Source organism: Mixta calida (assembly GCF_002953215.1).
GTDB lineage: Bacteria > Pseudomonadota > Gammaproteobacteria > Enterobacterales > Enterobacteriaceae > Mixta > Mixta calida.
In genome coordinates this window covers 3,489,770-3,515,694 of sequence record NZ_CP026378.1, presented here as the reverse complement: position 1 = coordinate 3,515,694, position 25,925 = coordinate 3,489,770, and the positions used below count along the sequence as shown (strand labels likewise).

Below are 25,925 nucleotides of genomic sequence, written 5' to 3'. Positions count from 1 at the left end.
AGAAACAATAAATAAAGGCTGTAGTGTAACTCAGGCAGCCTGGAGTAAATAAAAATGAATGATCATATCGCCACCGCGTTAAGGGGCTTCACGCAGCGTTACTGTGAGCAATGGCAGCACCAGCATGGACATCTGCCCGCCAGCGCCGATCTCTACGGCATCCCGTCGCCCTGCGTAGTGGAAAGCCGCAACGATGTCGTATTATGGCAGCCGCGGCCCTTCGACGCAGAGCCCCATCTGGCGGCGGTGGAAAGGGCGCTGGATCTTCAGCTGCAGCCCGCGGCGGTGGGTTATTATACTACGCAATATGCAGGCGATATGCAGGCCATGTTCGATAGACAATCCATTACGCTGCTGCAGGTATGGAGCGAAGATGACTTTGTGCGCGTACAGGAAAACCTGATCGGGCACCTGGTAATGAAAAGGCGTTTAAAACAAACTCCGACCCTGTTTATCGCAACGACCGATTCTGATCTGGATGTGGTTTCGCTGTGCAATCTGAGTGGCGAAGTGGTGCTGGAAAAGCTGGGTACGCCGCAACGCAAGGTGCTCGCGCCCGATATACAGACATTTCTTAATATTTTACAACCGGTTAGTTAACGCTTAAGAGATTGTCCCGCTGCGATGTAAGATATATCTCACATTGTCTGTGAGAGATCGCCAGGATAATACGCAGAAAAAAAGAAGTCTTTTTTGTGAAGATAATGTAAATCATAAACTTAGTGATGAAAGGGTTTTAAGATTTACGCCAGGCTTAACAGTTAAAGGAAAAGGTAGCTTGTTTCCTTCGCTGAGTCAGGCAAACTGCTCAATATCGGAAAGGGAAGCCGGGGAATGGATAACGTCAGGAAGACGTTCATCAGGATGATGTTTCGCGCACAGGAAGAGGCGCAAACAGGATTGCTTCAGGATGAAGCAAAAAGTTCCAGGATGGAATAAAGGGACACCTCCAGGAAGGAGAATGAGAGCCAGACAGGATGACTGGCGGGCCAGGACGCTAAAGGAAAATCGTCAGGAAGGCGAGAATGTCAGGAAGACAGCAGGGAAAAGTTTTCAAGGACGAGCAGGGAGCGTTGAAGTAGCCGGATAGCTGCAAACGAACCGGGGGCACTGTATAACAGTGCCCCCTTTTTTTATGCCGCGCGTTTTCCCCCGCCTCCGCGAATGCTATGCTTGCCGCCCTTAAAATTTCACCCGTTGTGAGGATGCCCATGCACCGAGAACACCAGGTTCGCCAGGGGTTGCTGGCGGTTGAAGCCTTGCTTAAAAAGCATGCGCTGTGGCGCAGCGAAGCGCCCGATACGGCGGCATTCGACAGTACGCAGCCTTTTTTCCTCGATACGATGCAGCCGCTGGAGTGGCTACAGTGGGTGCTGATTCCGCGTATGCACGCGTTGCTGGATGTGGGCGCTCAGCTTCCGCAAAATTTCGCTATCGCCCCCTACTATGAAGTGGCGCTTGAGGCGGATACGCCAGGACGCAGCGCGCTGCTGACCCACCTTAACGCGCTTGATGCGCTGTTTGTCGCTGCAGGCCGCTGATGCTGGAAATTATCTATCAGGATCAATGGCTGGTGGCGGTCAACAAACCGGCTGGCTGGCTGGTGCATCGCAGCTGGCTGGATCGCAAAGAAAAAGTGGTGGTGATGCAGACGGTGCGCGACCAGATCGGACAACACGTTTTTACCGCGCATCGCCTTGACAGGCCCACTTCCGGCGTATTGCTGATGGGGCTTTCCAGCGAGGTGGGACGCCTGCTGTCGCAGCAGTTTGAACTGCATCAGATGAGCAAAACCTACCACGCCGTTGTGCGCGGCTGGCTGGAGGGCGCGGACCGCCTTGACTATCCGCTGACCGAGGAGCTGGATAAGATCGCCGATAAATACGCCTCGCCGGATAAAGGGCCGCAGCCTGCTGTGACCGACTGGCAGGGGCTGGCGATCACCGAGCAGCCGGTCGCCATCGGCCGCTACCCTACTGCGCGCTACAGCCTGATCGAACTGCAACCGGCAACCGGACGCAAGCATCAGCTGCGTCGTCATCTCGCCCATCTGCGCCATCCGATCATCGGCGACACCACGCATGGCGATCTGCGGCAAAACCGCGGCGCGGCGCAGCATTTCGGCTGCGAACGTTTAATGCTGCACGCCAGCAGCCTGGCGCTGAACCATCCGGTCACGGGCGAGCCGCTGTTGATTCGCGCCGGGCTCGATCGGTACTGGCAGCGCATGATGCAGCAGTTTGGCTGGCAGCACCTTCTCCCCGATCTTCCCAGGGTTGAGTTTGACCCGCAGCCAGGTCAGGATAAGGCACCACAATAAGGGAGAAGTTTATGGCGCAGATTGGTATTTTCGTCGGCACGGTTTACGGCAACGCATTGCTGGTGGCGGAAGAGGCTGAGCCTGTTCTGCAGGCGCAGGGGCATGAGGTAAAGATTTTTGAAGATCCGCGCCTCAGCGACTGGCAGCAGTACAGCGATAAAGTGGCGCTGGTCGTCACCTCGACCACCGGTCACGGCGACTTTCCAGACAGCATCGCCGGGCTGTATCACGACGTTAAAGATAAGCTGGGCCATCAGCCTCAGCTGCGCTACGGCGTTATTGCGCTGGGCGACAGTAGCTATGAAAACTTCTGCGGCGCCGGAAAAACGTTCGACGCGCAGTTGCAGGAGCAGGGCGCAACGCGCGTCGGCGAGGTGTTGCTGGTAGACGCTATGGAATCACCGGAGCCGGAAAGCGTCAGCACACCCTGGGTGGAAAACTGGGGCAAACTGCTGTAGCGCCACGGTAACGCAGTAAAGTCCGGCGTCAGGTGACCGGCGCCGGATTAAAGACCGCCAGCGCGTTGCGAATGCCCCAGCGGTCAGACCAGGTTTGCTGGCGGCCGCTGGCGATATCCAGAATCAGTTCAAACAGCCGCCAGCCCACCTGCTCAATGGTCTCTTCTCCCGTCGCAATGGTTCCCGCATTGATATCCATTAGATCGTGCCAGCGTGTCGCCAGCGCGGTGCGCGTCGCCATTTTGATCACCGGAATCGCCGCCAGGCCATAAGGCGTGCCGCGTCCGGTGGTAAAGACCTGTAAGGTGATGCCGGACGCCATCTGCTGTGTGCCGCAGACGAAATCGCTGGCGGGCGTCGCCGCATAGATTAACCCGCGCCTGGTAGGGCGCTGTCCGGGCGAGAGCACCTCGACGATGGCGCTGCGCCCTGACTTGGCGATGGAGCCGAGCGCTTTTTCCACTACGTTCGCCAGCCCGCCTTTTTTATTGCCCGGCGAAGGGTTAGCGCTGCGGTCAGTCTGGCCCTGGCTCAGGTAGTCGTCATACCAGGCCATCTCCTCCAGCAGACGTTTTCCCGTCGCTTCGTCCACCACGCGCGGCGTCAGCAGGTGAATCGCGTCGCGCACCTCGGTCACTTCGGAAAACATCACCGTCGCGCCGCAGCGCACCAGCAGATCGGAGGCGAAGCCGACCGCCGGGTTAGCCGTAACGCCGGAAAAGGCGTCACTGCCGCCGCACTGCATGCCGACAATCAGGTCGGAGGCGGGGCAGGTTTCCCGCTGACGCTGGTTAAGGCGCTGCAAATGGCGGTCCGCCACGCGCAGAATTTCCTGCACCATCGCCTCAAAGCCGACATGACGCTCATCCTGCAAACGCACAATATCCTCATCGCCGATGGCGATCGCCTGCACGTCGTCGCCGTTGGCGGCCAGCAGCCGCTCCGGCTGGAGTTTTTCACAGCCGAGACTAACCACCATCACTTCGCCGCCGAAATTGGCGTTCAGCGCCAGGTTATGAATAGTGCGGATCGGCACCACCGCCGCCGGCGCGTTGATCGCCACGCCGCAGCCGTAGAGATGATTCAGCGCCACCACGCCGTCGACGTTAGGGTAACGCGGCAGCAGTTCGCGCTCGATAATGTTGACCACGTAATCCACCACGCCCGCCACGCAATGAACGCTGGTGGTGATACCCAGCAGGTTGCGCGTGCCGACGCTGCCGTCGGCGTTGCGGTAGCCTTCAAAGGTGTAGCCTTCCAGCGGCGGCAGCGTTTCCGGCACGCGCGTCGCCAGCGGTAGGCTCTCCAGCGGCGGCGCCTCAGGCAGCGCCACCAGCGACTCCTCAACCCAGCTGCCCTGAGGAATATCACGCAGGGCATAGCCAATCACCTCGCCGTAGCGGCGGATCGCCTCGCCGCGCGCAATGGGCGCCAGCGCCACTTTATGCCCCTGAGGAATATGCTCGATCAGCCGCAGCCCGCAGGGAAAAACCGATCCCGCAGTCAGGCCATTGTCATTCACCACGATAGCGACATTATCGGCTTCGTGTACGCGAATATATCGCGGTGTCTCTTCACGAATCGTTTTCATTGCATCGGCTTCCAGTAAACGGAAAAGAGTGGAAAAGGGGATGGCGCAGGTGAAACGCGTCTTCTGTTTTTGCTGTAGAGAGTATAAGGAGGGGCAATCGCGGCGGCATTATGCAGATGTCCGATTTTATCCTTTTGATTCAGGCGATTTTCAGGCGTTGGAACAAGTGCAAGTGAAGAGGCTCACAAAGCCGATCCCTGAGCGGCGCGGTGTGCTGCGTGACGGCCTGAAAAAAACGATTCCGTGAGCGATGCCGCAGCAGGTTGTGCAATCGCCATAAATTAAGCGCTTAGCGACACATAATATAGGGCTTTCTTCCAGTGAATTGCGCCGATGCGCTCCATATACTTTTTGCTCAAGTTTGACGACAGGTGAAGCAGCCGCGCTGCGTAATAAATGTTTTTGCTAATGAATAATAATCGCCATGTTTAACCCAACCTCATTCTGATACCCAACGCGATGTGTATGCAGTCAGAGTGGAAAGTAGCGTACCGCTATATTTCAGGAGTGCATCATGAATTCATACAGCCAGGCGGAAAGTTCCGTAGAAAAAAGAACTAACGCGCGATACTGGATCGTAGTGATGCTGTTTATCGTCACTTCGTTTAACTATGGCGACCGCGCCACCCTCTCGATCGCCGGCTCGTCGATGGCGAAAGATATTGGGCTCGATCCGGTCGGCATGGGCTATATCTTCTCCGCCTTCTCATGGGCTTACGTGATTGGCCAGATCCCCGGCGGCTGGCTGCTCGACCGTTTCGGCTCGAAGCGCGTCTATTTCTGGAGCATCTTCATCTGGTCGCTGTTTACCCTGTTGCAGGGCTTCGTCGACCTCTTCGAAGGCTTTACCGTTATCGTCGCGCTGTTCATGCTGCGTTTTCTGGTGGGGCTGGCGGAGGCGCCTTCTTTCCCCGGCAACAGCCGTATCGTCGCCGCCTGGTTCCCGGCGCAGGAGCGCGGCACCGCCGTGGCGATATTCAACTCGGCGCAATATTTCGCCACCGTGATCTTCGCGCCCATTATGGGCTGGCTGACCGCGCAGGTGGGCTGGGCGCACGTCTTCTGGTTTATGGGCGGCCTGGGGATCATCCTCAGCTTCGTCTGGCTGAAGGTGATCCACGATCCTAACGACCATCCGGGCGTCAACCGCGCCGAGCTGGAGTATATGGAGCAGGGCGGCGCGCTGATCAATATGGATGCGAAAAAGGCGCAGGAGAAAGTCAGCGGGCGCGAGAAGTGGGGCCAGATTCGTCAGCTGATCACCTCGCGCATGATGCTCGGCATCTATCTCGGCCAGTACTGTATCAATGCGTTGACCTACTTCTTTATTACCTGGTTCCCGGTTTACCTGGTGCAGGCGCGCGGCATGTCGATTCTGAAAGCGGGCTTTATCGCCTCTATCCCGGCGATCTGCGGCTTCCTTGGCGGCGTGCTGGGCGGCGTCATCTCCGACTGGCTGATGCGTAAAACCGGCTCGCTGAATATTGCCCGCAAGACGCCTATCGTACTGGGGATGTTGCTCTCCATCTCGATGGTGACCTGTAACTATGTCGAAACCGAATGGGTGGTGGTGTTCTTTATGGCGACCGCGTTCTTTGGCAAAGGCATCGGCGCGCTGGGCTGGGCGGTGATGGCGGATACGGCGCCGAAAGAGATCAGTGGCCTTAGCGGCGGTCTGTTCAATATGTTCGGCAATATCTCCGGCATCGTTACGCCAATCGCTATCGGCTACATCATCGCGGTGACCGGCTCCTACAACGGCGCGCTGATCTATGTCGGCATTCATGCGCTGGTGGCGGTGCTGAGCTACCTGGTGCTGGTGGGCGACATCAAACGCATCGAACTGAAAAAGACAACGTAAGGAGCGGTGATGAACACCTATACGCCCGTGATTACCGATATGAAGGTGGTGCCGGTCGCCGGTTACGACAGCATGCTGCTGAATATCGGCGGCGCGCACAGCGCCTTCTTCACCCGCAATATCGTGGTGCTGACCGACAGCGCCGGCCATACCGGCCTTGGCGAAGCGCCGGGCGGCGAAACCATTTATCAGACGCTGACCGCCGCCATTCCGCAGGTGGTGGGGCATGAAGTGGCGCGCATGAACCGGCTGGTGCAGCAGGTGCATAAGGGCAATCAGCACGCTGATTTCGATACGTTCGGCAAGGGCGCCTGGACCTTTGAGCTGCGCATCAACGCGGTGGCGGCGCTGGAATCGGCGTTGCTCGATCTGCTCGGCCAGTTTCTCGGCGTGCCGGTGGCGGAGCTGCTCGGCCCCGGCCAGCAGCGCGACGAGGTGACGGTTTTAGGCTACCTGTTCTATATCGGCGATCGTCAAAAAACCGATCTGCCTTATCTCAGCGGCGACGGGGCGAGCCATGACTGGTATCGTCTGCGCCATCAGCAGGCGCTGGACAGCGACGCGGTGGTACGGCTGGCGGAAGCGGCGCAGGATCGCTACGGCTTTAAAGATTTCAAGCTGAAAGGCGGCGTTCTGCCGGGCGAAGATGAGATCGACACCGCGTGCGCGTTGAAAAAGCGTTTTCCCGACGCGCGCATCACCGTCGATCCCAACGGCGCCTGGCTGCTGGACGAAGCGATCGCGCTCTGCAAAGGAATGCAGGATGTGTTGACCTACGCCGAAGACCCCTGCGGCGCGGAGCAGGGCTACTCCGGCCGTGAGGTGATGGCGGAGTTTCGCCGCGCCACCGGACTGCCGGTGGCGACCAATATGATCGCCACCAACTGGCGTGAGATGCAGCATGCAGTAATGCTGAACGCCGTCGATATCCCGCTGGCCGATCCGCACTTCTGGACGCTGAGCGGCGCGGTGCGCGTCGCTCAGCTGTGCGATGACTGGGGTCTCACCTGGGGCTGCCACTCTAATAACCATTTCGATATTTCGCTGGCGATGTTTACCCACGTCGGCGCCGCCGCGCCGGGCAAACCGACCGCCATCGACACCCACTGGATCTGGCAGGAGGGCGATCAGCGCCTCACCAGGGAGCCGTTGCAGATCCGTCAGGGCAAGATCGCCGTGCCGGACAAGCCCGGTCTCGGCATCGAGCTTGACTGGGCGCGCCTGCAACAGGCGCATGAACTCTATAAAACCTTGCCGGGCGGCGCACGCAATGACGCCACCGCCATGCAGTATCTGATCCCCGGCTGGACATTCGATCGCAAGCGCCCGGTGTTCGGGCGCAGGTAAGCATAAGGAATCTGACCATGAGCCAACAGAACGCCACGCCGAAAATTACCGCGATGCAGGTCATCCCGGTCGCCGGTTACGACAGCATGCTGCTCAACCTGAGCGGCGCGCACGCGCCTTTTTTCACCCGCAATATTGTGATTATCAAAGATAACGCGGGACATACCGGCGTCGGCGAAATTCCGGGCGGCGAAAAAATCCGTCAGACGCTGGAGGAGGCGGCGGCGCTGATTATCGGTCATACGCTGGGCGAGTATAAAAACCTGCTCAACCAGGTGCGCACCACGTTTGCCGACCGCGACGCCGGCGGTCGCGGCACCCAGACGTTCGACCTGCGCACCACTATCCATGTGGTTACCGGCATCGAAGCGGCGCTGCTTGACCTGCTCGGCCAGTTCCTCGGCGTGAATGTCGCCAGTCTGTTGGGCGAAGGGCAGCAGCGCAATCAGGTCGAAATGCTGGGTTACCTGTTCTACGTCGGCGATCGCCGCAAAACCTCGTTGCCCTATCAGAGCGAGCCGGACGCCCGCTGCGACTGGTACCGCCTGCGCCATGAAGAGGCGCTGACGCCGGAAACCGTGGTGCGCCTGGCGGAAGCGGCTTATGAAAAGTATGGCTTCAACGATTTTAAACTGAAGGGCGGCGTGCTGGCGGGCAGCGAAGAGGCGGAAGCGGTCACCGCGCTGGCGAAACGCTTCCCGGAGGCGCGCATCACGCTCGATCCTAACGGCGCCTGGTCGCTGGAGGAGTCGATCCGGCTGGGCAAACAGCTGCGCAACGTGCTGGCCTATGCGGAAGATCCGTGCGGTGCGGAGCAGGGCTATTCCGGCCGTGAGGTGATGGCGGAATTCCGCCGCGCCACCGGATTGCCGACCGCCACCAATATGATCGCCACCGACTGGCGCCAGATGGGCCACACCCTTTCGCTACAGTCGGTGGACATCCCGCTGGCCGATCCGCACTTCTGGACCATGCAGGGATCGGTGCGCGTCGCGCAGATGTGCCATGAGTTCGGTCTGACCTGGGGCTCCCACTCCAATAACCACTTCGATATTTCGCTGGCGATGTTTACTCACGTCGCCGCCGCCGCGCCCGGCGCTATCACCGCTATCGATACCCACTGGATCTGGCAGGAGGGCAATCAGCGCCTCACTAAACAGCCGCTGGAGATCAAGGGCGGTCTGGTGCAGGTGCCGCAGACGCCGGGCCTCGGCGTGGAGCTGGATATGGACCAGGTGATGAAGGCGAACGAACTTTATCAGAAGCATGGACTGGGCGCGCGTGACGACGCGCAGGCGATGCAGTATCTGATCCCCAACTGGACTTTCAATAATAAGCGGCCCTGCCTGGTGCGCTAAGCGCCTGACCAGGAGGAAACAGAATGAGCTATCCCAACCGTTTTCGTCAGCGCCTGACCCGGAGGAAACAGAATGAACTGTCCCAACCGTTGTCGCCAGCGCCTGGCCAGGAGGAAACAGAATGAGCTATCCCAACCGTTTTCGTCAGCGCCTGCTGAGCGGTGAAACCCTGATTGGCAGCTGGTGTTCGCTGGCCAACCCCATCACTACCGAAGTTCTGGGGCTGGCCGGGTTTGACTGGCTGGTGCTGGATGGCGAGCATGCGCCGAACGATATCACCACTTTCGTGCCGCAGCTGATGGCGCTGAAAGGCAGCCCAAGCGCCGCCGTGGTGCGTCCGCCCTGCAACGAGCCGGTGATCATCAAGCGCCTGCTGGATATCGGCTTCTATAACTTCCTGATCCCGTTTGTCGAAAGCGAAGAGGAAGCGCGCCTGGCGGTCGCCTCGACGCGCTATCCGCCCGCCGGCATTCGCGGCGTGTCGGTGTCGCACCGCAGCAATATGTACGGCACGCTGCCGGACTACAACCTCGATATCAACAGCAACATCAGCGTACTGGTGCAGATCGAAAGCCAGCAGGGCGTGGACAACCTCGACAGCATTATCGCGGTTGACGGCGTAGACGGCATCTTTGTCGGCCCTGGCGACCTTTCCGCCGCGCTCGGCTATCTGGGACAGCCTGCCCATCCTGAAGTGCTGAAGGTGATTCAGCATATTTTCGCCCGCGCGAAAGCGGCCGGCAAACCGAGCGGCATCCTGGCGCCGGTAGAAGCGGACGCGCGCCGCTACCTGGAATGGGGCGCGACCTTTGTCGCGGTGGGAAGCGATCTTGGCGTTTTCCGCAGCGCGACGCAGGCGCTGTGCGATCGTTTCAAAAAATAAATTAACAGGAGAATAACGATGAAAGTAGGATTTATTGGCCTGGGCATCATGGGCAAACCGATGAGTAAAAACCTGCTGAAAGCGGGTTATACGCTGGTGGTGCGCGACTCCAACCCGCAGAACGAGGCGGAACTGGTGGAGCTGGGCGCTACCGCGGCGAAAACGCCGAAAGAGGTGGCGGAGCAGTGCGACGTGATCATCACCATGCTGCCTAACTCGCCGCACGTAAAAGAGGTGGCGCTGGGCGAGAATGGCATTATCGACGGCGCGAAAGCGGGCGCCGTGCTGATTGATATGAGCTCTATCGCGCCGCTGGCGAGCCGGGAAATTCATCAGGCGCTGGCGGAGAAGGGCATCAAAATGTTGGATGCGCCGGTCAGCGGCGGCGAGCCGAAGGCGATCGACGGCACGCTTTCAGTGATGGTCGGCGGCGATAAAGCGGTGTTCGACGCCCATTACGATCTGATGAAGGCGATGGCGGGTTCGGTGGTGCATACCGGCGATATCGGCGCGGGCAACGTCACTAAGCTGGCGAATCAGGTAATCGTGGCGCTGAATATCGCCGCGATGTCCGAAGCGTTAACCCTCGCCACCAAAGCGGGCGTTAACCCGGATCTGGTTTATCAGGCGATTCGCGGCGGGCTCGCGGGCAGCACGGTGCTGGACGCTAAAGCGCCGATGGTGATGGATCGTAACTTTAAACCGGGCTTCCGCATCGATCTGCATATCAAAGATCTCAGCAACGCGCTGGACACCTCGCACGGCATCGGCGCGCAGCTGCCGCTCACCGCCGCCGTCATGGAAATGATGCAGGCGCTGAAAGCGGATGGCATGGGTACAGCCGATCACAGCGCGCTGGCCTGCTATTATGAAAAATTAGCGAAGGTTGAAGTTTCACGCTAGCCAGCCGCACCGGTTATGTCGCCGGTCGGACTGACCGGCTTCGTTTTCTGGCTGCGGCCAGCTCAACAGCGCTCGGACTATTTATGAAAATCGTTATTGCACCGGATTCGTATAAAGAGAGTTTATCCGCCCTGCAGGTCGCAGCGGAGATTGAAAACGGCTTTCGTGCGATCTTTCCTGACGCGCAATACGTCAAGCTGCCGGTTGCGGATGGCGGCGAAGGAACAGTGGAGGCGATGGTCGCGGCGACGCAGGGCAAAATTGTCAGGCTACGCGTCACCGGGCCGCTTGGCGAACCGGTGGAAGCCTTTTATGGTCTGTCCGGCGATGAGAGCTGCGCCTTTATTGAGATGGCCGCGGCCAGCGGCCTGGAACTGGTGCCTGCCGCGCGGCGCGATCCGCGCGTCACCACCTCCTGGGGCACCGGTGAGCTGATTCGCAACGCGCTCGATCGCGGCGTGCAGCACTTTATTATCGGCATCGGCGGCAGCGCGACCAATGACGGCGGCGCTGGCATGGTGCAGGCGCTGGGCGCACGGCTGCTTAATCAACACGGCGAGCAGATCGGTTACGGCGGCAGCGCGCTGACGACGCTGGCGCGTATCGATATCAGCGCGCTCGACGCGCGCCTGCAACAGTGCCGTTTTGAAGTCGCCTGTGACGTTACCAATCCGCTGACCGGTGAAGAGGGCGCGTCGGCGATTTTTGGCCCGCAGAAAGGCGCGACGCCTGAACTGGTCGCCGAACTGGACGCCGCGCTCGCGCACTATGCGGCGGTGATTCAGCGCGATCTTGATATCGACGTGCTGCATATTCCCGGCGGCGGCGCGGCGGGCGGCATGGGCGCGGCGCTGCACGCTTTCTGCCAGGCGGAGCTGCGGCGCGGCATTGAGATCGTCACCGAGGCGCTGGGCCTCGATGACCTGGTGAAGGACGCGACGCTGGTGATTACCGGCGAAGGCCGTATCGACAGCCAGACCATTCACGGCAAGGTGCCGATTGGCGTGGCGAAGGTGGCGAAGCGCTACAACAAGCCGGTGATCGGCATCGCCGGCAGCCTGACGGCGGATGTCGGCGTGGTGCATCAGCACGGTATCGACGCGGTGTTTAGCGTGATCTACTCTATCTGCACGCTGGAGGAGGCACTGGATAATGCCGCACAGAATGTGCGTATGACGGCGCGCAATATCGCCGCCGCCTTAAAAGTCGGTCAGACGTTTAATCAGGACTGACTCAAAATGTGGCGCGCCTCCTGCGCCACATTATCCATCTCATCCAGCAGTTCCAGCAGCTCCGGCTCCAGCGCCGCCACATCGCCGCTGATGCGCAGGCTGTGTTCAATCTGGCGGCACAGCTGTTTCATGCGCGGCACGCCGCTGTAGCTGGCGCTGCCGTGCAGCTTATGGATAATCTCGCGCAGCCCGTACTGTCGGTTGTCCGCCAGACTTTGCTCCACTTTTTCCCGCACCTCCGGCAGAAAATCGAGCAGCATCTGCAACAGATCGCGCGCCAGCTCCGGCTTATTGGCGGCCTGACGCAGCGCCAGCTGCCAGTCGAGAGACGGAGAAATCAGCGGCGTCTCCTGCGCTTGCGGTTGCAACGAGGGCGAATAGCGCGCCAGCAGATGGCTTAGCTTCACTTCATCGATCGGCTTGGCAAGATAGTCGTTCATGCCCGCTTTGATCAGGTGCTCGCGTTCGCCGTCGATGGCGTGCGCCGTGACGGCGATAATCGGCGTGTTGGCGTGCTGCGGCATTTCGCGGATCAGCTCGCTGGCGCGAATGCCGTCGATCTCCGGCATCTGAATATCCATCAGAATAATGTCCAGCGACTGCTGCTGCGCAAGATCAATCGCTTTTTCGCCGCTGTCGCACAGCACGATATTCTCGACCTGTTCCTCCAGCAGCGCGCCGATCAGTTTCAGGTTGGCCGGGTTGTCGTCTACCGCCATCACCGACAGCGGCAGACGAGCGCGTACCGGCAGATCGTAGAGTTTGCGCGCGTGCAAATCGAGCATAATCGGCAGCAGGCGCGTGCGCGTTACCGGCTTGCTCAGGCAGGCGTCGATGCCGCGCGTTTTCAGCAGCTCCGCCTGCAACTGCATCTGGCTGGGCAGCGCGACGATCACGCAGTCGGCGCGCGCCTTCAGGCTGTTGATATAGGCCTGCGACAGCACGTTATCGGTGCGCTGACTAATCGGTATCCCGACCAGCAGCATATCGTAGCGCGCGTAGGTCAATCCTTCGAGCGTCAGGCTGTAGCTGACCTGCAACGGCGTGGAGCCGAGCATATCCAGCGTCGCCTGCGCCGCCGCCGGGTTGGCTTCGATGTAGGCGAGGCGTTTGCCGCGCAGCCCGTCCAGCGCGCGCGGATCGCTGGCGGCGTTAGGGTTCAGCGCCAGACTGACGTGGAACCAGAAGGTCGATCCCTGATTAAGGCGGCTGTGGAAGGCGATTTCGCCGCCCATCTCATTCACCAGTTTTTGCGTAATCACCAGACCCAGCCCGGTGCCGCCGTGACGACGGGAGATGCTGGCGTCCGCCTGGCGGAACGCCTGAAACAGCTGCGACTGCTGTTTTTCCGCGATGCCGATGCCGGTATCGTGCACCTGCACTTCCAGCTCGACGCTGCTGTTGCTCAGGCTGCGCTTTTCCACGCGAATATCGATATTACCGCGCTCGGTGAACTTCACCGCGTTGCCGATCAGGTTGGTGAGAATCTGTTGCAGGCGCAGCGGATCGCCAATCACGTTGTCCGGTACTTCGCCCTGCACGTTGATGGTCAGCTCCAGCCCTTTATCGTGGGCCGAAGGCGCCAGCAGCACCAGGGTTTCATCCAGCGTGGCGCGCAGCGGGAAGGGGATCGATTCCAGCACCAGCTTGCCCGCTTCCAGCTTCGAGAAGTCGAGCACGTCGTTGATGATGCTGAGCAGGTTATTCGCCGAACGCTCGATGGTATGCAGGTAATCGCGCTGCGTAGAGGTCAGCGGCGTTTTCAGCGTTTGACGGGTAAAGCCGATCACGCCGTTAAGCGGGGTGCGCAATTCATGGGACATATTCGCCAGAAATTCCGACTTGATGCGCGCCGCTTCCTGCGCGCGTCGCTTCGCCAGATCCAGCTCGACGTTCTGGATCTCCATCTGCTCCAGCGTTTCGCGCAGGTCGGAGGTCGCCTGATCGATGTTTTGCTGCATCTCTTCGTGGTAGGCGGTAAGCGACATCGCCATCGAATTGATGCCGTTTTTCAACATATCCAGTTCGCCGAGCATATAGCCTTCGACGCGACTGTCGAGCTGGCCGCGACGAATGCGATCCACCGTGCTGACCATATTGCGAATCGGGCCGGTGACGTCGCGCATCAGTCGATAGGCGAACATCATGGCGATGCAGAGGCAGAACAGCAGCAGCAGGGTGGCGACAAACACCTCTTTATACTGCTGTAGCCTGACCGATTGCAGATCCAGCTCTATCGCCACGTAGCCGAGCGGATTGCCGGTGGGCTTGGCGTCGCGTCCCGGCGACTCGTCAGGGTAGTAGCTTTCCGATACCACCGGCGTACGCAGCACCATGACATTGCCGCGACGCTCAATCACCGTCAGGCTCGGCGCTTTAGCGCCGTCCGGCAGGCGCAGCAGATCCTGATTAAGGTGATAGTTAGAGGTGACGAAAATCTGGTTTTTATCATCAAACACCGTAATGGCGCGCACGATATCGGAGTGACGGCGATGCAGCAGGCTGACCAGCTGACGCACCGACTCGCGGCTGTGAAAGGTCATGCCATATTCACTGGAGACCGCCAATGGCTCGATAATATTGGCGCCCGCGTCCACCAGCTGCCGCTGTAACTCGTTGTAGCGATGCACCACGAAAAAGGTGCTGAGCAGCAGTCCGATCATCAGCGTCGGCGCCAGTATTAAAATCATCATCCTTGCCCGCAGGCTGTATTTGGTCATGGTAGTCCGGTATGAGACAATTGCGCCGGGCGGTGACGCTGCAAAGCAGGCGTGACTTCGCGTAGCAATTATTCAGAGATTCTATTCCACTATGGCGCAATTCTACTCTGCAAAACGGCGTGTGACGACCCGGCAAACCATTACCGTCACGATTCATGATCTTGATGCTTTCGGCCAGGGCGTGGCGCGCCATCAGGGCAAGGCGCTGTTTGTCAGCGGCGCGCTGCCGGGCGAGCAGGTCGAGGTGATGCTGCTGGAGGATAAGCGTCAATATGCGCGCGGCCGCGCGCAGCGTATTTTGCAGCCCAGCCCGGAGCGAGTCACGCCGCGCTGCCCGTGGTTCAACGTCTGCGGCGGCTGTCAGCAGCAGCACGCCTCGCAATCATTGCAGCAGCAGAGCAAAGCGAAGGCGCTGGCGCATCTGCTGACGCGCGAAACCGGCCGCGAGATCGCGGTGGATGAGGTTATTGGCGACAGCGCTTACGGCTATCGTCGACGCGCTCGTCTGGGGTTGCAGTATCAACCTAAAACGCAGACGTTGCAGATGGGCTTTCGTAAAACCGCCTCGAATGACCTGGTTTCGATCGACTGTTGCCCCATTTTGAAGCCTGAGCTGGAGACGCTGCTGGTGCCGCTGCGCGTGTGCCTCGCCTCGTTGCAGGCGGTGCGGCGGCTGGGACATGTCGAGCTGGTGCTGGCGGACAATGGCCCGGTGCTGGTGCTGCGTCATCTCGATCCGCTGAGCGCCGGCGATCGCCAAAAACTGGAACAGTTTTCGCATAAGCATCAGCTGGCGCTGTTTCTCGCCCCTGACAGCGAGCACACCGAACAGGTGACTGGCGATCGGCCTTACTACCTGTCCCATCAGCTGAAGTTAACGTTTAGCCCGCGCGATTTTATTCAGGTTAACGATGCGGTAAATCAGAAAATGGTGGCGAAGGCGCTGGAATGGCTCGACCTGCAACCGAACGACCGCGTGCTGGACCTTTTTTGCGGGATGGGCAACTTCACGCTTCCAACAGCAAAATTTGTACAAAATGTCGTGGGTGTGGAAGGGGTAGCAGCTTTAGCAGCACAAGGTGCGTATAATGCCAAGCTGAATGGTCTTGAAAATATCACTTTTTTTCATGAGAACCTGGAAGAAGATGTAACGCGCCAGCCGTGGGCGGCGCAAGGTTTTGATAAGGTGTTACTGGACCCGGCGCGCGCGGGTGCCGGCGGAGTCATGCAGCATATTGCTAAACTCGCGCCGCAACGCGTGGTCTATGTTTCCTGTAACCCGACTACACTTGCCCGGGACAGCCAGGTGCTGCTGGCTGCCGGTTACCAGCTGGAGAGGGTGGCGATGCTCGATATGTTCCCGCATACGGGCCACCTTGAATCCATGGTGCTATTCAGTAAAACGTAAGTATCTTTACAGGTTGCCAGGAGAGGTTATGGTTGCGGTAAGAAGCGCACATTTGAATACGGCTGGCGAGTTCGCGCTCGATCAGTGGATCACCAGTTTGGGGATCGCTAACCCGCAATCATGTGAACGTCTGGCCGATACCTGGCGCTATTGTGAGACCGTTACGCAGTCACATCCCGATCAGTCGCTGCTGCTGTGGCGCGGCATTGAAATGGTCGAAATTCTTTCGATGCTCAGCATGGATAACGACACGCTGCGCGCCGCGCTGGTGTTTCCGCTGGCGGACGCCGACGTGGTGTCGGAAGAGAAGCTGGAGGAGACCTTCGGCAAAGCGATCGTTTCGCTGGTACACGGCGTGCGCGATATGGACGCCATCCGTCATCTGAAAGCCATCCATAACGATTCGATGGCTTCGGAGCAGGTGGATAATGTACGTCGCATGCTGCTGGCGATGGTAGAAGATTTCCGCTGCGTGGTGATTAAGCTGGCGGAACGCATCGCCCATCTGCGCGAAATGAAAGATGCGCCGGAAGATGAGCGCGTGCTGGCGGCGAAAGAGTGCACCAATATCTACGCGCCGTTAGCCAACCGCCTCGGCATCGGGCAGCTCAAGTGGGAGCTGGAGGATTTCTGCTTCCGCTATCTGCATCCTGATGAGTACAAACGCATCGCCCGGCTACTGCACGAACGCCGCATCGATCGCGAACAGTATATTGAATCCTTCGTTGAGAGCCTGCGCACCGAGATGACGCGCGAAGGCGTCAAGGCGGAGGTCTATGGCCGTCCGAAGCATATCTACAGCATCTGGCGCAAAATGCAGAAGAAGTCGCTGGCGTTCGACGAGCTGTTTGACGTGCGCGCGGTGCGTATCGTCGCCGAACGCTTGCAGGACTGCTACGGCGCGCTGGGCATTGTGCATACGCTCTATCGTCATCTGCCGGACGAGTTTGACGACTACGTCGCCAATCCCAAGCCGAATGGCTATCAGTCGATTCATACCGTGGTGTTAGGTCCCGGCGGTAAGACGGTGGAAATTCAGATCCGCACGCGTCAGATGCATGAGGATGCGGAGCTGGGCGTAGCCGCGCACTGGAAATATAAAGAGGGCGGCACCGGCGGCCAGGCGCGCGGCGCGCAGGGGCATGAGGAACGCATCGCCTGGCTGCGCAAACTGATCGCCTGGCAGGAGGAGATGGCGGATACCGGCGAGCTGCTGGAAGAGGTGCGCAGCCAGGTGTTCGACGATCGCGTTTATGTGTTTACGCCGAAGGGCGACGTGGTCGATCTGCCTGCCGGGTCGACGCCGCTCGATTTCGCCTATCATATCCACAGCGATATCGGGCATCGCTGCATCGGCGCGAAAATCGGCGGCCGCATCGTGCCCTTTACCTATCAGCTGCAGATGGGCGATCAGATTGAGATCATCACTCAGAAGCAGCCAAACCCCAGCCGTGACTGGCTGAACCCTAATCTGGGCTACGTCACCACCAGCCGGGGACGCTCCAAGATCCACGCCTGGTTCCGCAAGCAGGATCGCGACAAGAATATCGCCGCTGGCCGTCAGATTCTGGATAACGAGCTGAATCAGCTGGATATCAGCCTGAAAGAGGCGGAAAAGCTGCTGCTGCCGCGCTATAACGTCACCACGCTTGACGAGCTGCTGGCGGCGATTGGCGGCGGTGATATTCGTCTTAATCAGATGGTTAATTTCCTGCAGGCGAAGCTGAATAAGCCGAGCGCGGAGGAGGAAGATCGCGAAGCGCTGCGCCAGCTGACGCAGAAAAGCCATACGCCGCAGCGCTCCGGCAAGGAGAGCGGGCGCGTGGTGGTGGAAGGGGTGGGCAACCTGATGCACCATATCGCCCGCTGCTGTCAGCCGATTCCGGGCGACGATATTGTCGGCTTTATCACTCAGGGTCGCGGCATTTCCATTCACCGCGCCGACTGCGACCAGCTGGCTGAACTGATGTCTCATGCGCCGGAGCGGATTGTCGATGCGGTCTGGGGGGAGAGCTACTCCAGCGGCTATTCGCTGGTGGTGCGCGTCACCGCCAACGATCGCAGCGGACTACTGCGCGATATCACCACGATCCTCGCGAATGAAAAAGTGAATGTGCTGGGCGTTTCCAGCCGCAGCGATACGCGCAAGCAGCTGGCGACCATCGATATGGATATCGAGATCTATAACCAACAGGTGCTGGGCCGCGTGCTGGCGCGCCTGAATCAGGTTCCCGACATTATCGACGCTCGTCGTCTGCACTGATTGACCGGCATAAGCGCCTTCGACGCGTTTATGCCGGTATCCTGTTCTATTCAATAAGGTTTTACTATGACTGCTCTTGAACGTCTGCTGACAATTATGCAGACCCTGCGCGATCCGCAGAACGGCTGCCCCTGGGATCGCGAGCAAACTTACGCCACGATCGCCCCCTATACGCTGGAAGAGACCTATGAGGTCATTGACGCCATTCAGCGTGAGGACTATGACGATCTGCGCGGTGAGCTGGGCGATCTGCTGTTTCAGGTGGTGTTTTATGCGCAGATAGCGCGCGAGGAAGGCCGTTTTACCTTCGACGACATTTGTCACGGCATCGCCGATAAGCTTGAGCGCCGTCATCCCCATATTTTCGCCAATGCGCAGGTGAAGGATAGCGAAGAGGTGCTACATAACTGGGAGCAGATTAAGCAGCAGGAGCGGGCGGAGAAAGCGCAGCATTCGGCGCTGGATGATATTCCTCAGGCGCTGCCTGCGTTGATGCGCGCGCAGAAAATCCAGAAGCGCTGCCGCAGCGTCGGCTTTGACTGGACGACGCTGGGGCCGGTCGTGGACAAGGTGCATGAAGAGATCGATGAGGTGATGCACGAGGCGCAGCAGGCGGTGGTGGATGAGGCGAAGCTGGAGGAAGAGGTCGGCGATTTGCTGTTCGCGACCGTCAATCTGGCGCGCCATCTCGGCACCAAAGCGGAGACGGCGTTACAAAAGGCGAACGTGAAATTCGAACGCCGTTTCCGGCAGGTCGAACAGATTATTGCCGCGCAGGGCATGAACATGAGCGACGCCACGCTGGATCAGATGGAAGCCGCCTGGCAGCAGGTGAAAGCGGGCGAAAAAGCGGCGGGCTAGCTGAGTGAATGCCCTGCCTACAACCGCTCCGCTGTCGTCAGCAGGGCGGAGGCGCCAGGACGGATTTATGCCGTTCCGCCGTTGGCCCGCCCCTCGGATGACCGGCGCCGTCAGGCTGTTAACAGCAGCAGGGGCTTAAAAGCCGCTCCGCTGCCGTCAGCAGGGCGAAGGCCGCTGCGTAAAGACGTCGTCAATCCATCCCTGGAGACTCCGCCGCGTCATCCCTGACGCGGAGGCTTTACTCCGCAGCCTTCTCCCTGCTTCCCTGGCTTTGGGGTGTTTGTCAGAAAAATCTTCAAATCTGTTCTCAAGTCTATTCTCCTGCTTCAGTCTGAATCGTTTTCAGGCACCCCCGCAGGTTAAGTCTCTTGCGCCCAAGTCCAGGGGAAGGAGAGGGACGGGACATAAGGCGGACCTCCCGCGCCAGGGAAGGCGCGGGCGGAGGCTCCAGGACGGATTCATGCCGTTCCGCCGTTGGCCCGCCCCTCGAATGACCGGCGCCGTCAGGCTGTTAACAGCAGCAGAGGCCTAAAAGCCGCCCCGCTGCCGTCAGCAGGGCGAAGGCCGCTGCGTAAAGGCGTCGTCAATCCATCTCTGAACGAGTAAACGCCGAACAATGGGCTCTTAGCGCTCATATACTAAAAAGTGGATCGCCGCTTACTCGTTTCAGCTTTTAGTGAAAAAGTTCCGCTCCCTATGACGCAAATCAACCCTTCTTGCGTAAGGCTTCGCTAAGGTAGGCCGTCACGAGCAGTCGCGGCGGCGGAGAATGATCAATTGTGGCTAAGAGGTGAATCCGGTATACTGTTTTCCCGTCCTGGTTATTCCACCGTCTTTAAACCTCAACTCTCAGGTTCAGCATGACAACGAACTATATTTTTGTGACCGGCGGGGTCGTATCCTCTCTGGGTAAAGGCATTGCCGCAGCCTCCCTCGCAGCCATTCTTGAGGCGCGTGGCCTGAACGTGACCATCATGAAACTGGACCCGTATATCAACGTGGATCCCGGCACGATGAGCCCGACTCAGCACGGTGAAGTGTTCGTTACCGACGACGGCGCTGAAACCGACCTGGATTTAGGTCACTACGAGCGCTTTATCCGCACCCGGATGACGCGCCGCAATAACTTTACCACTGGCCGCATCTATTCTGAGGTGCTGCGCAAAGAGCGTCGCGGCGATTATCTCGGCGCCACCATTCAGGTTATTCCACATATCACCAACGCCATCAAAGAGCGCATCATCGAAGGCGGCGAAGGCCATGATGTGGTGCTGGTGGAAATCGGCGGCACCGTCGGTGATATCGAATCCCTGCCGTTCCTTGAAGCGATCCGCCAGATGGCGGTCGATGTGGGACGCGAACATACCCTCTATATGCACCTGACGCTTGTGCCGTATATGGCCGCGGCGGGTGAAGTCAAAACCAAACCGACTCAGCATTCCGTTAAAGAACTGCTTTCTATCGGCATCCAGCCGGACGTGCTGATCTGCCGTTCCGACCGCGCCGTGCCGGCTAACGAACGCGCAAAAATCGCGCTGTTCTGCAACGTGCCGGAAAAAGCGGTTATTTCGCTGAAAGATGTTGATTCCATTTATAAGATTCCTGGCCTGTTGAAATCTCAGGGGCTGGACGATTATATTTGTAAACGATTCAGCCTGAACGTGCCGGAAGCGAACCTCTCCGAATGGGAGCAGGTCATTTATGAAGAAGCGAATCCGGGCGGCGAAGTGACTATTGGCATGGTCGGCAAATATGTCGAACTGCCGGACGCTTACAAATCCGTGATTGAAGCGCTGAAGCATGGCGGCCTGAAAAACCGCGTGACGGTGAACATCAAGCTGATCGACTCGCAGGATGTGGAATCGCGCGGCGTTGAAGTGCTGAAAGATCTGGATGCGATCCTGGTGCCGGGCGGCTTCGGCCCGCGCGGTATCGAAGGCAAAATCCTGACCGCTCAGTATGCGCGCGAAAACAACATTCCTTACCTGGGCATCTGCTTAGGGATGCAGGTTGCGCTGATGGAGTTCGCCCGTAACGTTGCGGGCATGGCTGATGCCAACTCGACGGAATTTGTGCCAGACTGTAAATATCCGGTGGTGGCGTTAATCACCGAATGGCGTGATGAGAACGGCAATGTTGAAGTGCGTAGCGAACAGAGCGACCTGGGCGGCACCATGCGTCTCGGCAGCCAGCAGTGCCAGCTGACGGAAAACAGCCTGGTGCGCCAGATGTACGGCTCCGACACCATTGTTGAACGTCATCGCCATCGCTACGAAGTTAACAACATGCTGCTGAAGCCCATCGAAGCGGCGGGGCTGCGTGTTGCGGGTCGCTCAGGGGACAATCAGCTGGTTGAGATTATTGAAAACCCGAACCACCCGTGGTTTGTTGCGTGTCAATTCCACCCGGAATTCACCTCAACGCCCCGCGATGGTCACCCGCTCTTTGCCGGCTTTGTGAAAGCGGCAAGCGAGTACCAGAAGCATCAAGTGAAGTAAGCGTTTTTATAACAGCGCGCGAACTTTCCGCGCGCTGTTTGTCTGAGTTTTAGCTTAACTTGTACTGAGGAAAAACTAATGTCCAAAATCGTTAAAGTCATCGGTCGTGAAATCATCGACTCACGTGGTAACCCGACTGTTGAAGCTGAAGTTCATCTGGAAGGCGGTTTTGTAGGTATGGCTGCCGCGCCGTCAGGCGCTTCCACCGGTTCTCGCGAAGCGCTGGAACTGCGTGACGGCGACAAATCACGTTTCCTGGGCAAAGGCGTCACCAAAGCGGTAGCCGCAGTAAACGGCCCGATCGCTGAAGCTATTCTGGGTAAAGATGCAAAAGATCAGGCGAACATCGATAAAATCATGATCGACCTGGACGGCACCGAAAACAAATCCAACTTCGGCGCTAACGCGATTCTGGCGGTTTCTCTGGCCAACGCCAAAGCTGCAGCCGCAGCGAAAGGCATGCCGCTGTATGAGCACATTGCTGAACTGAACGGCACGCCGGGCAAATTCTCTATGCCGCTGCCGATGATGAACATCATCAACGGTGGTGAGCACGCCGATAACAACGTCGACATCCAGGAATTCATGATCCAGCCGGTTGGCGCGAAAACCGTGAAAGAAGCGATTCGCATGGGTTCTGAAGTTTTCCATCATCTGGCGAAAGTGCTGAAAGGCAAAGGCATGAACACCGCTGTTGGCGACGAAGGCGGCTACGCGCCGAACCTGGGCTCTAACGCCGAAGCGCTGGCTGTTATCGCTGAAGCGGTAAAAGCGGCAGGCTACGAGCTGGGCAAAGACATCACTCTGGCGATGGACTGCGCGGCTTCTGAGTTCTACAAAGACGGCAAATACGTTCTGGCTGGCGAAGGCAACAAAGCGTTCACCTCTGAAGAGTTCACCCACTTCCTGGAAGATCTGACCAAACAGTATCCGATCGTTTCCATCGAAGATGGCCTGGACGAATCTGACTGGGAAGGCTTCGCTTACCAGACCAAAGTGCTGGGCGACAAAATCCAGCTGGTTGGCGACGATCTGTTCGTAACCAACACCAAGATCCTGAAAGAAGGCATCGAGAAAGGCATCGCTAACTCCATCCTGATCAAATTCAACCAGATCGGTTCTCTGAGCGAAACGCTGGCTGCAATCAAAATGGCGAAAGATGCTGGCTACACTGCCGTTATCTCTCACCGTTCAGGCGAAACCGAAGACGCAACCATTGCTGACCTGGCGGTAGGTACCGCAGCGGGCCAGATCAAAACCGGTTCTATGAGCCGTTCTGACCGCGTAGCGAAATACAACCAGCTGATTCGTATTGAAGAAGCGCTGGGTGCTAAAGCGCCGTTCAACGGTCTGAAAGAAGTTAAAGGTCAGTAATTGACCGACTGGCGGTGAATAACTTCGCCGCTCAGCTAAAGGCCCCGTTTTGACGGGGCTTTTTTTTAACTGCGTTTCAGGCAGCAGATATTTCGCCACAGGCCGATAAGGGTAACGCTTTTTCTTTGTGCGCGCTGACCCCTACCAAATTACCTGACGCCGCGCCCTGTTCGGCGATAAGACCCTGATTTTTTATCTTCAGTTTGTGCCTTTTCTCCTGAGGAGATTTGGCGTCCTTTGTTTCATCTGCCATAATCTGCGCCCTTATTTCTCCTGACGTGAGTGCGTAATGCAGTACCCGATTAATGAAATGTTCCAGACGTTGCAGGGCGAAGGTTTTTATACCGGCGTTCCGGCAATTTTTATCCGCTTGCAGGGATGCCCGGTTGGCTGCAGCTGGTGCGATACCAAACATACATGGGATAAGCTGGCCGATCGGGAAACGTCGCTGGGCGATATTCTGATAAAAACCGTAGAGAGCGACGCCTGGGGCGCCGCCGATGCCGACGCGCTGCTGGCGACCATCAAGCGTCAGCAGTGGACCGCGCGTCACGTAGTGATTACCGGCGGCGAGCCCTGCATTCATGACTTAACGCCGCTGACCGCCGCGCTGCAACAGGCAGGCTTCAGCTGCCAGATTGAAACCAGCGGCACGCATGAGGTGCAATGCTCGCCGGAAACCTGGGTGACGGTATCGCCGAAGGTGAATATGCGCGGCGGCTATGACGTGCTGAATCAGGCGCTGGCGCGCGCCGATGAGATCAAACATCCGGTGGCACGTCAGCGCGATATCGATGCGCTGGATGAACTGCTGGCGCGGCTTGAAGATGAAAAAGCGCGTATCGTCGCGCTGCAACCGATCAGTCAGAAAGAGGATGCGACGCGTCTCTGCATCGCGACCTGCATCGCGCGCAACTGGCGTCTTTCCATGCAGACCCACAAATACCTTAATATTGCCTGATTAACGCCCTTACCTGCGGGTGGTACACTCCTGTTTTCGGAGTATCCATACCAAAGGAAGGGTTATGAATCGTCTGCCGCTTAATCAAAATGTCTCCGGCTGGCTTAGCCAGCGCGCTCAGCCTGCCATTTTCCCTGCGTTGACCTCCACGACGGAGGCTGACTGGGTGGTGATCGGCGCCGGTTATGCCGGCCTGGCCTTCGCCCGACGGCTGGCAATGCTGAAACCGGCATGGAAAATCGCAGTGCTGGAAGCCGGCACGGCTTATGACAGCGCATCCGGCAGAAACTCCGGTTTTATTATCGGCCTGCCGCACAATATCGGCAGTTCAACGGCGGAGCTAAAAAAAGCCCATGCGTATCGCCAGTTGTTGCAGGCGGGCATACAGTGGCTGAAGACGCTGGTGGATGAGCATCACATCAAGTGCGAATGGCAAGCCGCCGGAAAATACCATTGTCAGGTCGCGCCAGGACAGGACAAAATTTTGCGGGCTTACTGCGACAGTCTCGCGCAGATGGCGGAAGAGTATCAACAACTCGATACCGACGCTTTACAGGAAAAACTGGGTACGCGCTTTTATCACAAGGCCATTTTTACGCCGGATACGGTACTGGTGAATCCAGCGCTACTGATCGCCGGCCTGGCGGATACGCTGCCTGAGAATGTTAAGCTCTGGTATCACAGCCCGGCGCTCGCCATCGATTATCATCACGGCGTGACGGTGTATACCGCGACGGGCGCGGTACGGGCGAAAAAGGTGATTCTGGCGACCAATGCCCTGTCGGGCAACCTGCTGCCCGGCCTCCGTCGTCAGGCGGCGATGGGCACCTTTGCCAGCCTGACGCCGCCGCTTAACGAAGCGCAGTTGGCCCGGCTGCCGAAAATGGCGAGCTGGGGCTTAACGCCGGTGAATGCGATAGCAGGCGCCACGCTTCGTTTTACCCAGGACCGTCGGTTCCTGATTCGCCAGCATGTCATTCCGGCGCTGAACGGTGTTATCAGCGCGCGTCATACGCGGCAGGCGGCCCGTCTGCATCAGCAGCTATTTCGCAAAATCTATCCGCAGCTTCACGATCTGTCCTTCAGTCATTGCTGGTCGGGCACCATTAGCGTGACGCGCAACGGTGCGCCGCAGTGGGGAAAAATCAATGATTTTCTCTACACCGCTGGCGGTTGTAACGGGGCGGGGATTTCAAAGCAGACGATCGCGGGCCTTCTGTTGGCGGATTACGTCGCAGGCGAAGATAATCCATTGCTCGCGCAGATGCAGGCGCTGGACAAAGCCAACTGGCTTCCCCCGTCGCCTGTACTGGATATGGCGATCAACGGCGCGCTGCTGAAAGAACGCTGGACAGGAAGAAAAGAGCGTTAAGCGACGGCTATTCGCCGCGATAGACGCAGCCGGCGGTGCAGGTTTCTTTGATCATCACCGCGCTCAGCAGCGGCACGACCGGCTTCATCTGTTGCCAAATCCACTGCGCCAGCACTTCGCTGGTAGGATTCTCCAGGCCCGGAATATCGTTCAGGTAGTAGTGGTCCAGGCGATCGTAGAGCGGTTTGAACGCGGCCTTCAGCTCGGCGAAATCCATAATCCAGCCGGTATAGGGATCAACGTCGCCGGTGATTTCAAGACGCACCAGGAATGAGTGACCGTGTAAACGTCCACATTTGTGGCCCTCAGGTACGTGCGGCAGACGGTGTGCGGCTTCGAACTGGAAATCTTTAAAAAGCGTGGTTGCCATGTTTGATGTCTCAATTGTTGCAAAAACCGGCGAAGTCTACCGGAAAACGAGATTTTTCGCACCCGTTTCCCCGCTCTGGCCCCTTTTAGGTGCATTCAAAAATGCATCCAAGATTAAGCTTTTGATTGATAACGTTATTTTTAAA

General features: G+C 58.4%; 22 protein-coding genes. 18 read left to right on the top strand and 4 right to left on the bottom strand.

All coding sequences use genetic code 11. The features are described 5' to 3' along the window. Positions 1-54 precede the first annotated feature (54 nt). The 4 genes from syd to C2E16_RS16775 all read left to right on the top strand — a co-directional run bounded on the left by syd (position 55) and on the right by C2E16_RS16775 (position 2,778). Positions 55-600 (top strand): SecY-interacting protein, encoded by a 546-nt coding sequence (gene syd, locus C2E16_RS16790; protein ID WP_038624435.1) that lies wholly within the window; start codon positions 55-57, stop codon positions 598-600. 611 nt (positions 601-1,211) lie between these two features. After that, positions 1,212-1,541 carry a YqcC family protein gene (locus C2E16_RS16785; protein ID WP_038624437.1) on the top strand — a complete coding sequence of 110 codons (330 nt, stop codon included), beginning with the start codon at positions 1,212-1,214 and terminating at the stop codon, positions 1,539-1,541. Beyond that, positions 1,541-2,320, top strand: coding sequence for a tRNA pseudouridine(65) synthase TruC (gene truC / locus C2E16_RS16780; RefSeq protein WP_038624439.1), 780 nt, complete (start codon positions 1,541-1,543; stop codon positions 2,318-2,320). The genes C2E16_RS16785 and truC overlap by 1 nt, the downstream gene beginning before the upstream one ends. A gap of 11 nt (positions 2,321-2,331) precedes the next feature. After that, entirely contained in the window at positions 2,332-2,778 is a 447-nt protein-coding gene (locus tag C2E16_RS16775; RefSeq protein ID WP_038624441.1) for a flavodoxin, read from the top strand. 28 nt (positions 2,779-2,806) lie between these two features. Here C2E16_RS16775 and garD read toward each other — a convergent pair whose 3' ends face one another. Then, a complete protein-coding gene (garD, locus tag C2E16_RS16770) occupies positions 2,807-4,369 on the bottom strand; it encodes a galactarate dehydratase (protein WP_038624443.1) in 1,563 nt (520 codons plus the stop codon). 28 nt (positions 4,370-4,397) lie between these two features. Between garD and C2E16_RS16765 the strand changes: the two genes are divergently transcribed. The 7 genes from C2E16_RS16765 to C2E16_RS16735 all read left to right on the top strand — a co-directional run bounded on the left by C2E16_RS16765 (position 4,398) and on the right by C2E16_RS16735 (position 11,953). Further along, positions 4,398-4,616 (top strand): hypothetical protein, encoded by a 219-nt coding sequence (locus C2E16_RS16765; RefSeq protein WP_144380542.1) that lies wholly within the window; start codon positions 4,398-4,400, stop codon positions 4,614-4,616. Positions 4,617-4,883: 267 nt separating this feature from the next. After that, complete coding sequence (locus C2E16_RS16760) at positions 4,884-6,230, top strand: MFS transporter (protein WP_038624447.1); 1,347 nt, start codon at positions 4,884-4,886, stop codon at positions 6,228-6,230. Between the two features lie 9 nt (positions 6,231-6,239). Continuing rightward, positions 6,240-7,577, top strand: a complete 1,338-nt coding sequence (locus C2E16_RS16755; protein ID WP_038624449.1) for an enolase C-terminal domain-like protein — start codon at positions 6,240-6,242, stop codon at positions 7,575-7,577. A gap of 17 nt (positions 7,578-7,594) precedes the next feature. After that, on the top strand, positions 7,595-8,935 hold the full coding sequence (gene gudD, locus C2E16_RS16750; RefSeq protein ID WP_038624451.1) for a glucarate dehydratase: 1,341 nt from the start codon (positions 7,595-7,597) through the stop codon (positions 8,933-8,935). 121 nt (positions 8,936-9,056) lie between these two features. Further along, positions 9,057-9,818 (top strand): 2-dehydro-3-deoxyglucarate aldolase, encoded by a 762-nt coding sequence (gene garL, locus C2E16_RS16745; RefSeq protein WP_038624453.1) that lies wholly within the window; start codon positions 9,057-9,059, stop codon positions 9,816-9,818. Positions 9,819-9,830: 12 nt separating this feature from the next. Continuing rightward, positions 9,831-10,721 (top strand): 2-hydroxy-3-oxopropionate reductase, encoded by an 891-nt coding sequence (gene garR / locus C2E16_RS16740; protein ID WP_038624455.1) that lies wholly within the window; start codon positions 9,831-9,833, stop codon positions 10,719-10,721. A gap of 83 nt (positions 10,722-10,804) precedes the next feature. Next, positions 10,805-11,953, top strand: a complete 1,149-nt coding sequence (locus C2E16_RS16735; RefSeq protein WP_038624457.1) for a glycerate kinase — start codon at positions 10,805-10,807, stop codon at positions 11,951-11,953. On the opposite strand, the gene barA is transcribed toward C2E16_RS16735, so the two are convergent. Continuing rightward, on the bottom strand, positions 11,944-14,673 hold the full coding sequence (barA, locus tag C2E16_RS16730; protein WP_084970341.1) for a two-component sensor histidine kinase BarA: 2,730 nt from the start codon (positions 14,671-14,673) through the stop codon (positions 11,944-11,946). The genes C2E16_RS16735 and barA overlap by 10 nt on opposite strands. 91 nt (positions 14,674-14,764) lie before the next feature. Between barA and rlmD the strand changes: the two genes are divergently transcribed. The 5 genes from rlmD to eno all read left to right on the top strand — a co-directional run bounded on the left by rlmD (position 14,765) and on the right by eno (position 23,077). Further along, on the top strand, positions 14,765-16,081 hold the full coding sequence (rlmD, locus tag C2E16_RS16725) for a 23S rRNA (uracil(1939)-C(5))-methyltransferase RlmD (RefSeq protein WP_084970340.1): 1,317 nt from the start codon (positions 14,765-14,767) through the stop codon (positions 16,079-16,081). A 28-nt stretch (positions 16,082-16,109) separates the two neighbouring features. Then, positions 16,110-18,344 (top strand): GTP diphosphokinase, encoded by a 2,235-nt coding sequence (gene relA / locus C2E16_RS16720; protein ID WP_038624463.1) that lies wholly within the window; start codon positions 16,110-16,112, stop codon positions 18,342-18,344. A gap of 66 nt (positions 18,345-18,410) precedes the next feature. Continuing rightward, entirely contained in the window at positions 18,411-19,205 is a 795-nt protein-coding gene (gene mazG / locus C2E16_RS16715) for a nucleoside triphosphate pyrophosphohydrolase (protein ID WP_038624464.1), read from the top strand. An 860-nt stretch (positions 19,206-20,065) separates the two neighbouring features. Further along, positions 20,066-21,703, top strand: coding sequence for a glutamine hydrolyzing CTP synthase (pyrG, locus tag C2E16_RS16710; RefSeq protein ID WP_038624465.1), 1,638 nt, complete (start codon positions 20,066-20,068; stop codon positions 21,701-21,703). A gap of 78 nt (positions 21,704-21,781) precedes the next feature. Continuing rightward, entirely contained in the window at positions 21,782-23,077 is a 1,296-nt protein-coding gene (gene eno / locus C2E16_RS16705; protein WP_038624466.1) for a phosphopyruvate hydratase, read from the top strand. Positions 23,078-23,153: 76 nt separating this feature from the next. Here eno and C2E16_RS20905 read toward each other — a convergent pair whose 3' ends face one another. After that, positions 23,154-23,330, bottom strand: coding sequence for a hypothetical protein (locus C2E16_RS20905; RefSeq protein WP_156462400.1), 177 nt, complete (start codon positions 23,328-23,330; stop codon positions 23,154-23,156). Between the two features lie 36 nt (positions 23,331-23,366). Here C2E16_RS20905 and queE point away from each other — a divergent pair, with 36 nt between their 5' ends. Both queE and C2E16_RS16695 read left to right on the top strand, forming a co-directional pair. Continuing rightward, on the top strand, positions 23,367-24,038 hold the full coding sequence (gene queE, locus C2E16_RS16700) for a 7-carboxy-7-deazaguanine synthase QueE (protein WP_038624467.1): 672 nt from the start codon (positions 23,367-23,369) through the stop codon (positions 24,036-24,038). 64 nt (positions 24,039-24,102) lie between these two features. Then, positions 24,103-25,410, top strand: a complete 1,308-nt coding sequence (locus tag C2E16_RS16695; RefSeq protein ID WP_084970339.1) for an NAD(P)/FAD-dependent oxidoreductase — start codon at positions 24,103-24,105, stop codon at positions 25,408-25,410. Between the two features lie 7 nt (positions 25,411-25,417). Here the strand turns inward: C2E16_RS16695 and queD are convergent, their stop codons facing one another. Further along, positions 25,418-25,780, bottom strand: a complete 363-nt coding sequence (gene queD / locus C2E16_RS16690; protein WP_038624469.1) for a 6-carboxytetrahydropterin synthase QueD — start codon at positions 25,778-25,780, stop codon at positions 25,418-25,420. Between the last annotated feature and the right edge of the window lie 145 nt (positions 25,781-25,925).

What these genes read in the sequence shown, in the direction of transcription:
- truC (WP_038624439.1), top strand. Translation starts at nt 1,541, where the DNA reads ATGCTGGAAATTATCTATCAGGATCAATGGCTGGTGGCGGTCAACAAA.
- C2E16_RS16755 (WP_038624449.1), top strand. Translation starts at nt 6,240, where the DNA reads ATGAACACCTATACGCCCGTGATTACCGATATGAAGGTGGTGCCGGTC.
- mazG (WP_038624464.1), top strand. Translation starts at nt 18,411, where the DNA reads ATGACTGCTCTTGAACGTCTGCTGACAATTATGCAGACCCTGCGCGAT.
- eno (WP_038624466.1), top strand. Translation starts at nt 21,782, where the DNA reads ATGTCCAAAATCGTTAAAGTCATCGGTCGTGAAATCATCGACTCACGT.
- queD (WP_038624469.1), bottom strand. Translation starts at nt 25,780, where the DNA reads ATGGCAACCACGCTTTTTAAAGATTTCCAGTTCGAAGCCGCACACCGT.
- barA (WP_084970341.1), bottom strand. Translation starts at nt 14,673, where the DNA reads ATGACCAAATACAGCCTGCGGGCAAGGATGATGATTTTAATACTGGCG.
- rlmD (WP_084970340.1), top strand. Translation starts at nt 14,765, where the DNA reads ATGGCGCAATTCTACTCTGCAAAACGGCGTGTGACGACCCGGCAAACC.
- queE (WP_038624467.1), top strand. Translation starts at nt 23,367, where the DNA reads ATGCAGTACCCGATTAATGAAATGTTCCAGACGTTGCAGGGCGAAGGT.
- syd (WP_038624435.1), top strand. Translation starts at nt 55, where the DNA reads ATGAATGATCATATCGCCACCGCGTTAAGGGGCTTCACGCAGCGTTAC.
- C2E16_RS16785 (WP_038624437.1), top strand. Translation starts at nt 1,212, where the DNA reads ATGCACCGAGAACACCAGGTTCGCCAGGGGTTGCTGGCGGTTGAAGCC.
- C2E16_RS20905 (WP_156462400.1), bottom strand. Translation starts at nt 23,330, where the DNA reads ATGGCAGATGAAACAAAGGACGCCAAATCTCCTCAGGAGAAAAGGCAC.
- relA (WP_038624463.1), top strand. Translation starts at nt 16,110, where the DNA reads ATGGTTGCGGTAAGAAGCGCACATTTGAATACGGCTGGCGAGTTCGCG.
- C2E16_RS16760 (WP_038624447.1), top strand. Translation starts at nt 4,884, where the DNA reads ATGAATTCATACAGCCAGGCGGAAAGTTCCGTAGAAAAAAGAACTAAC.
- pyrG (WP_038624465.1), top strand. Translation starts at nt 20,066, where the DNA reads ATGACAACGAACTATATTTTTGTGACCGGCGGGGTCGTATCCTCTCTG.
- C2E16_RS16735 (WP_038624457.1), top strand. Translation starts at nt 10,805, where the DNA reads ATGAAAATCGTTATTGCACCGGATTCGTATAAAGAGAGTTTATCCGCC.
- garD (WP_038624443.1), bottom strand. Translation starts at nt 4,369, where the DNA reads ATGAAAACGATTCGTGAAGAGACACCGCGATATATTCGCGTACACGAA.
- gudD (WP_038624451.1), top strand. Translation starts at nt 7,595, where the DNA reads ATGAGCCAACAGAACGCCACGCCGAAAATTACCGCGATGCAGGTCATC.
- C2E16_RS16695 (WP_084970339.1), top strand. Translation starts at nt 24,103, where the DNA reads ATGAATCGTCTGCCGCTTAATCAAAATGTCTCCGGCTGGCTTAGCCAG.
- C2E16_RS16775 (WP_038624441.1), top strand. Translation starts at nt 2,332, where the DNA reads ATGGCGCAGATTGGTATTTTCGTCGGCACGGTTTACGGCAACGCATTG.
- garL (WP_038624453.1), top strand. Translation starts at nt 9,057, where the DNA reads ATGAGCTATCCCAACCGTTTTCGTCAGCGCCTGCTGAGCGGTGAAACC.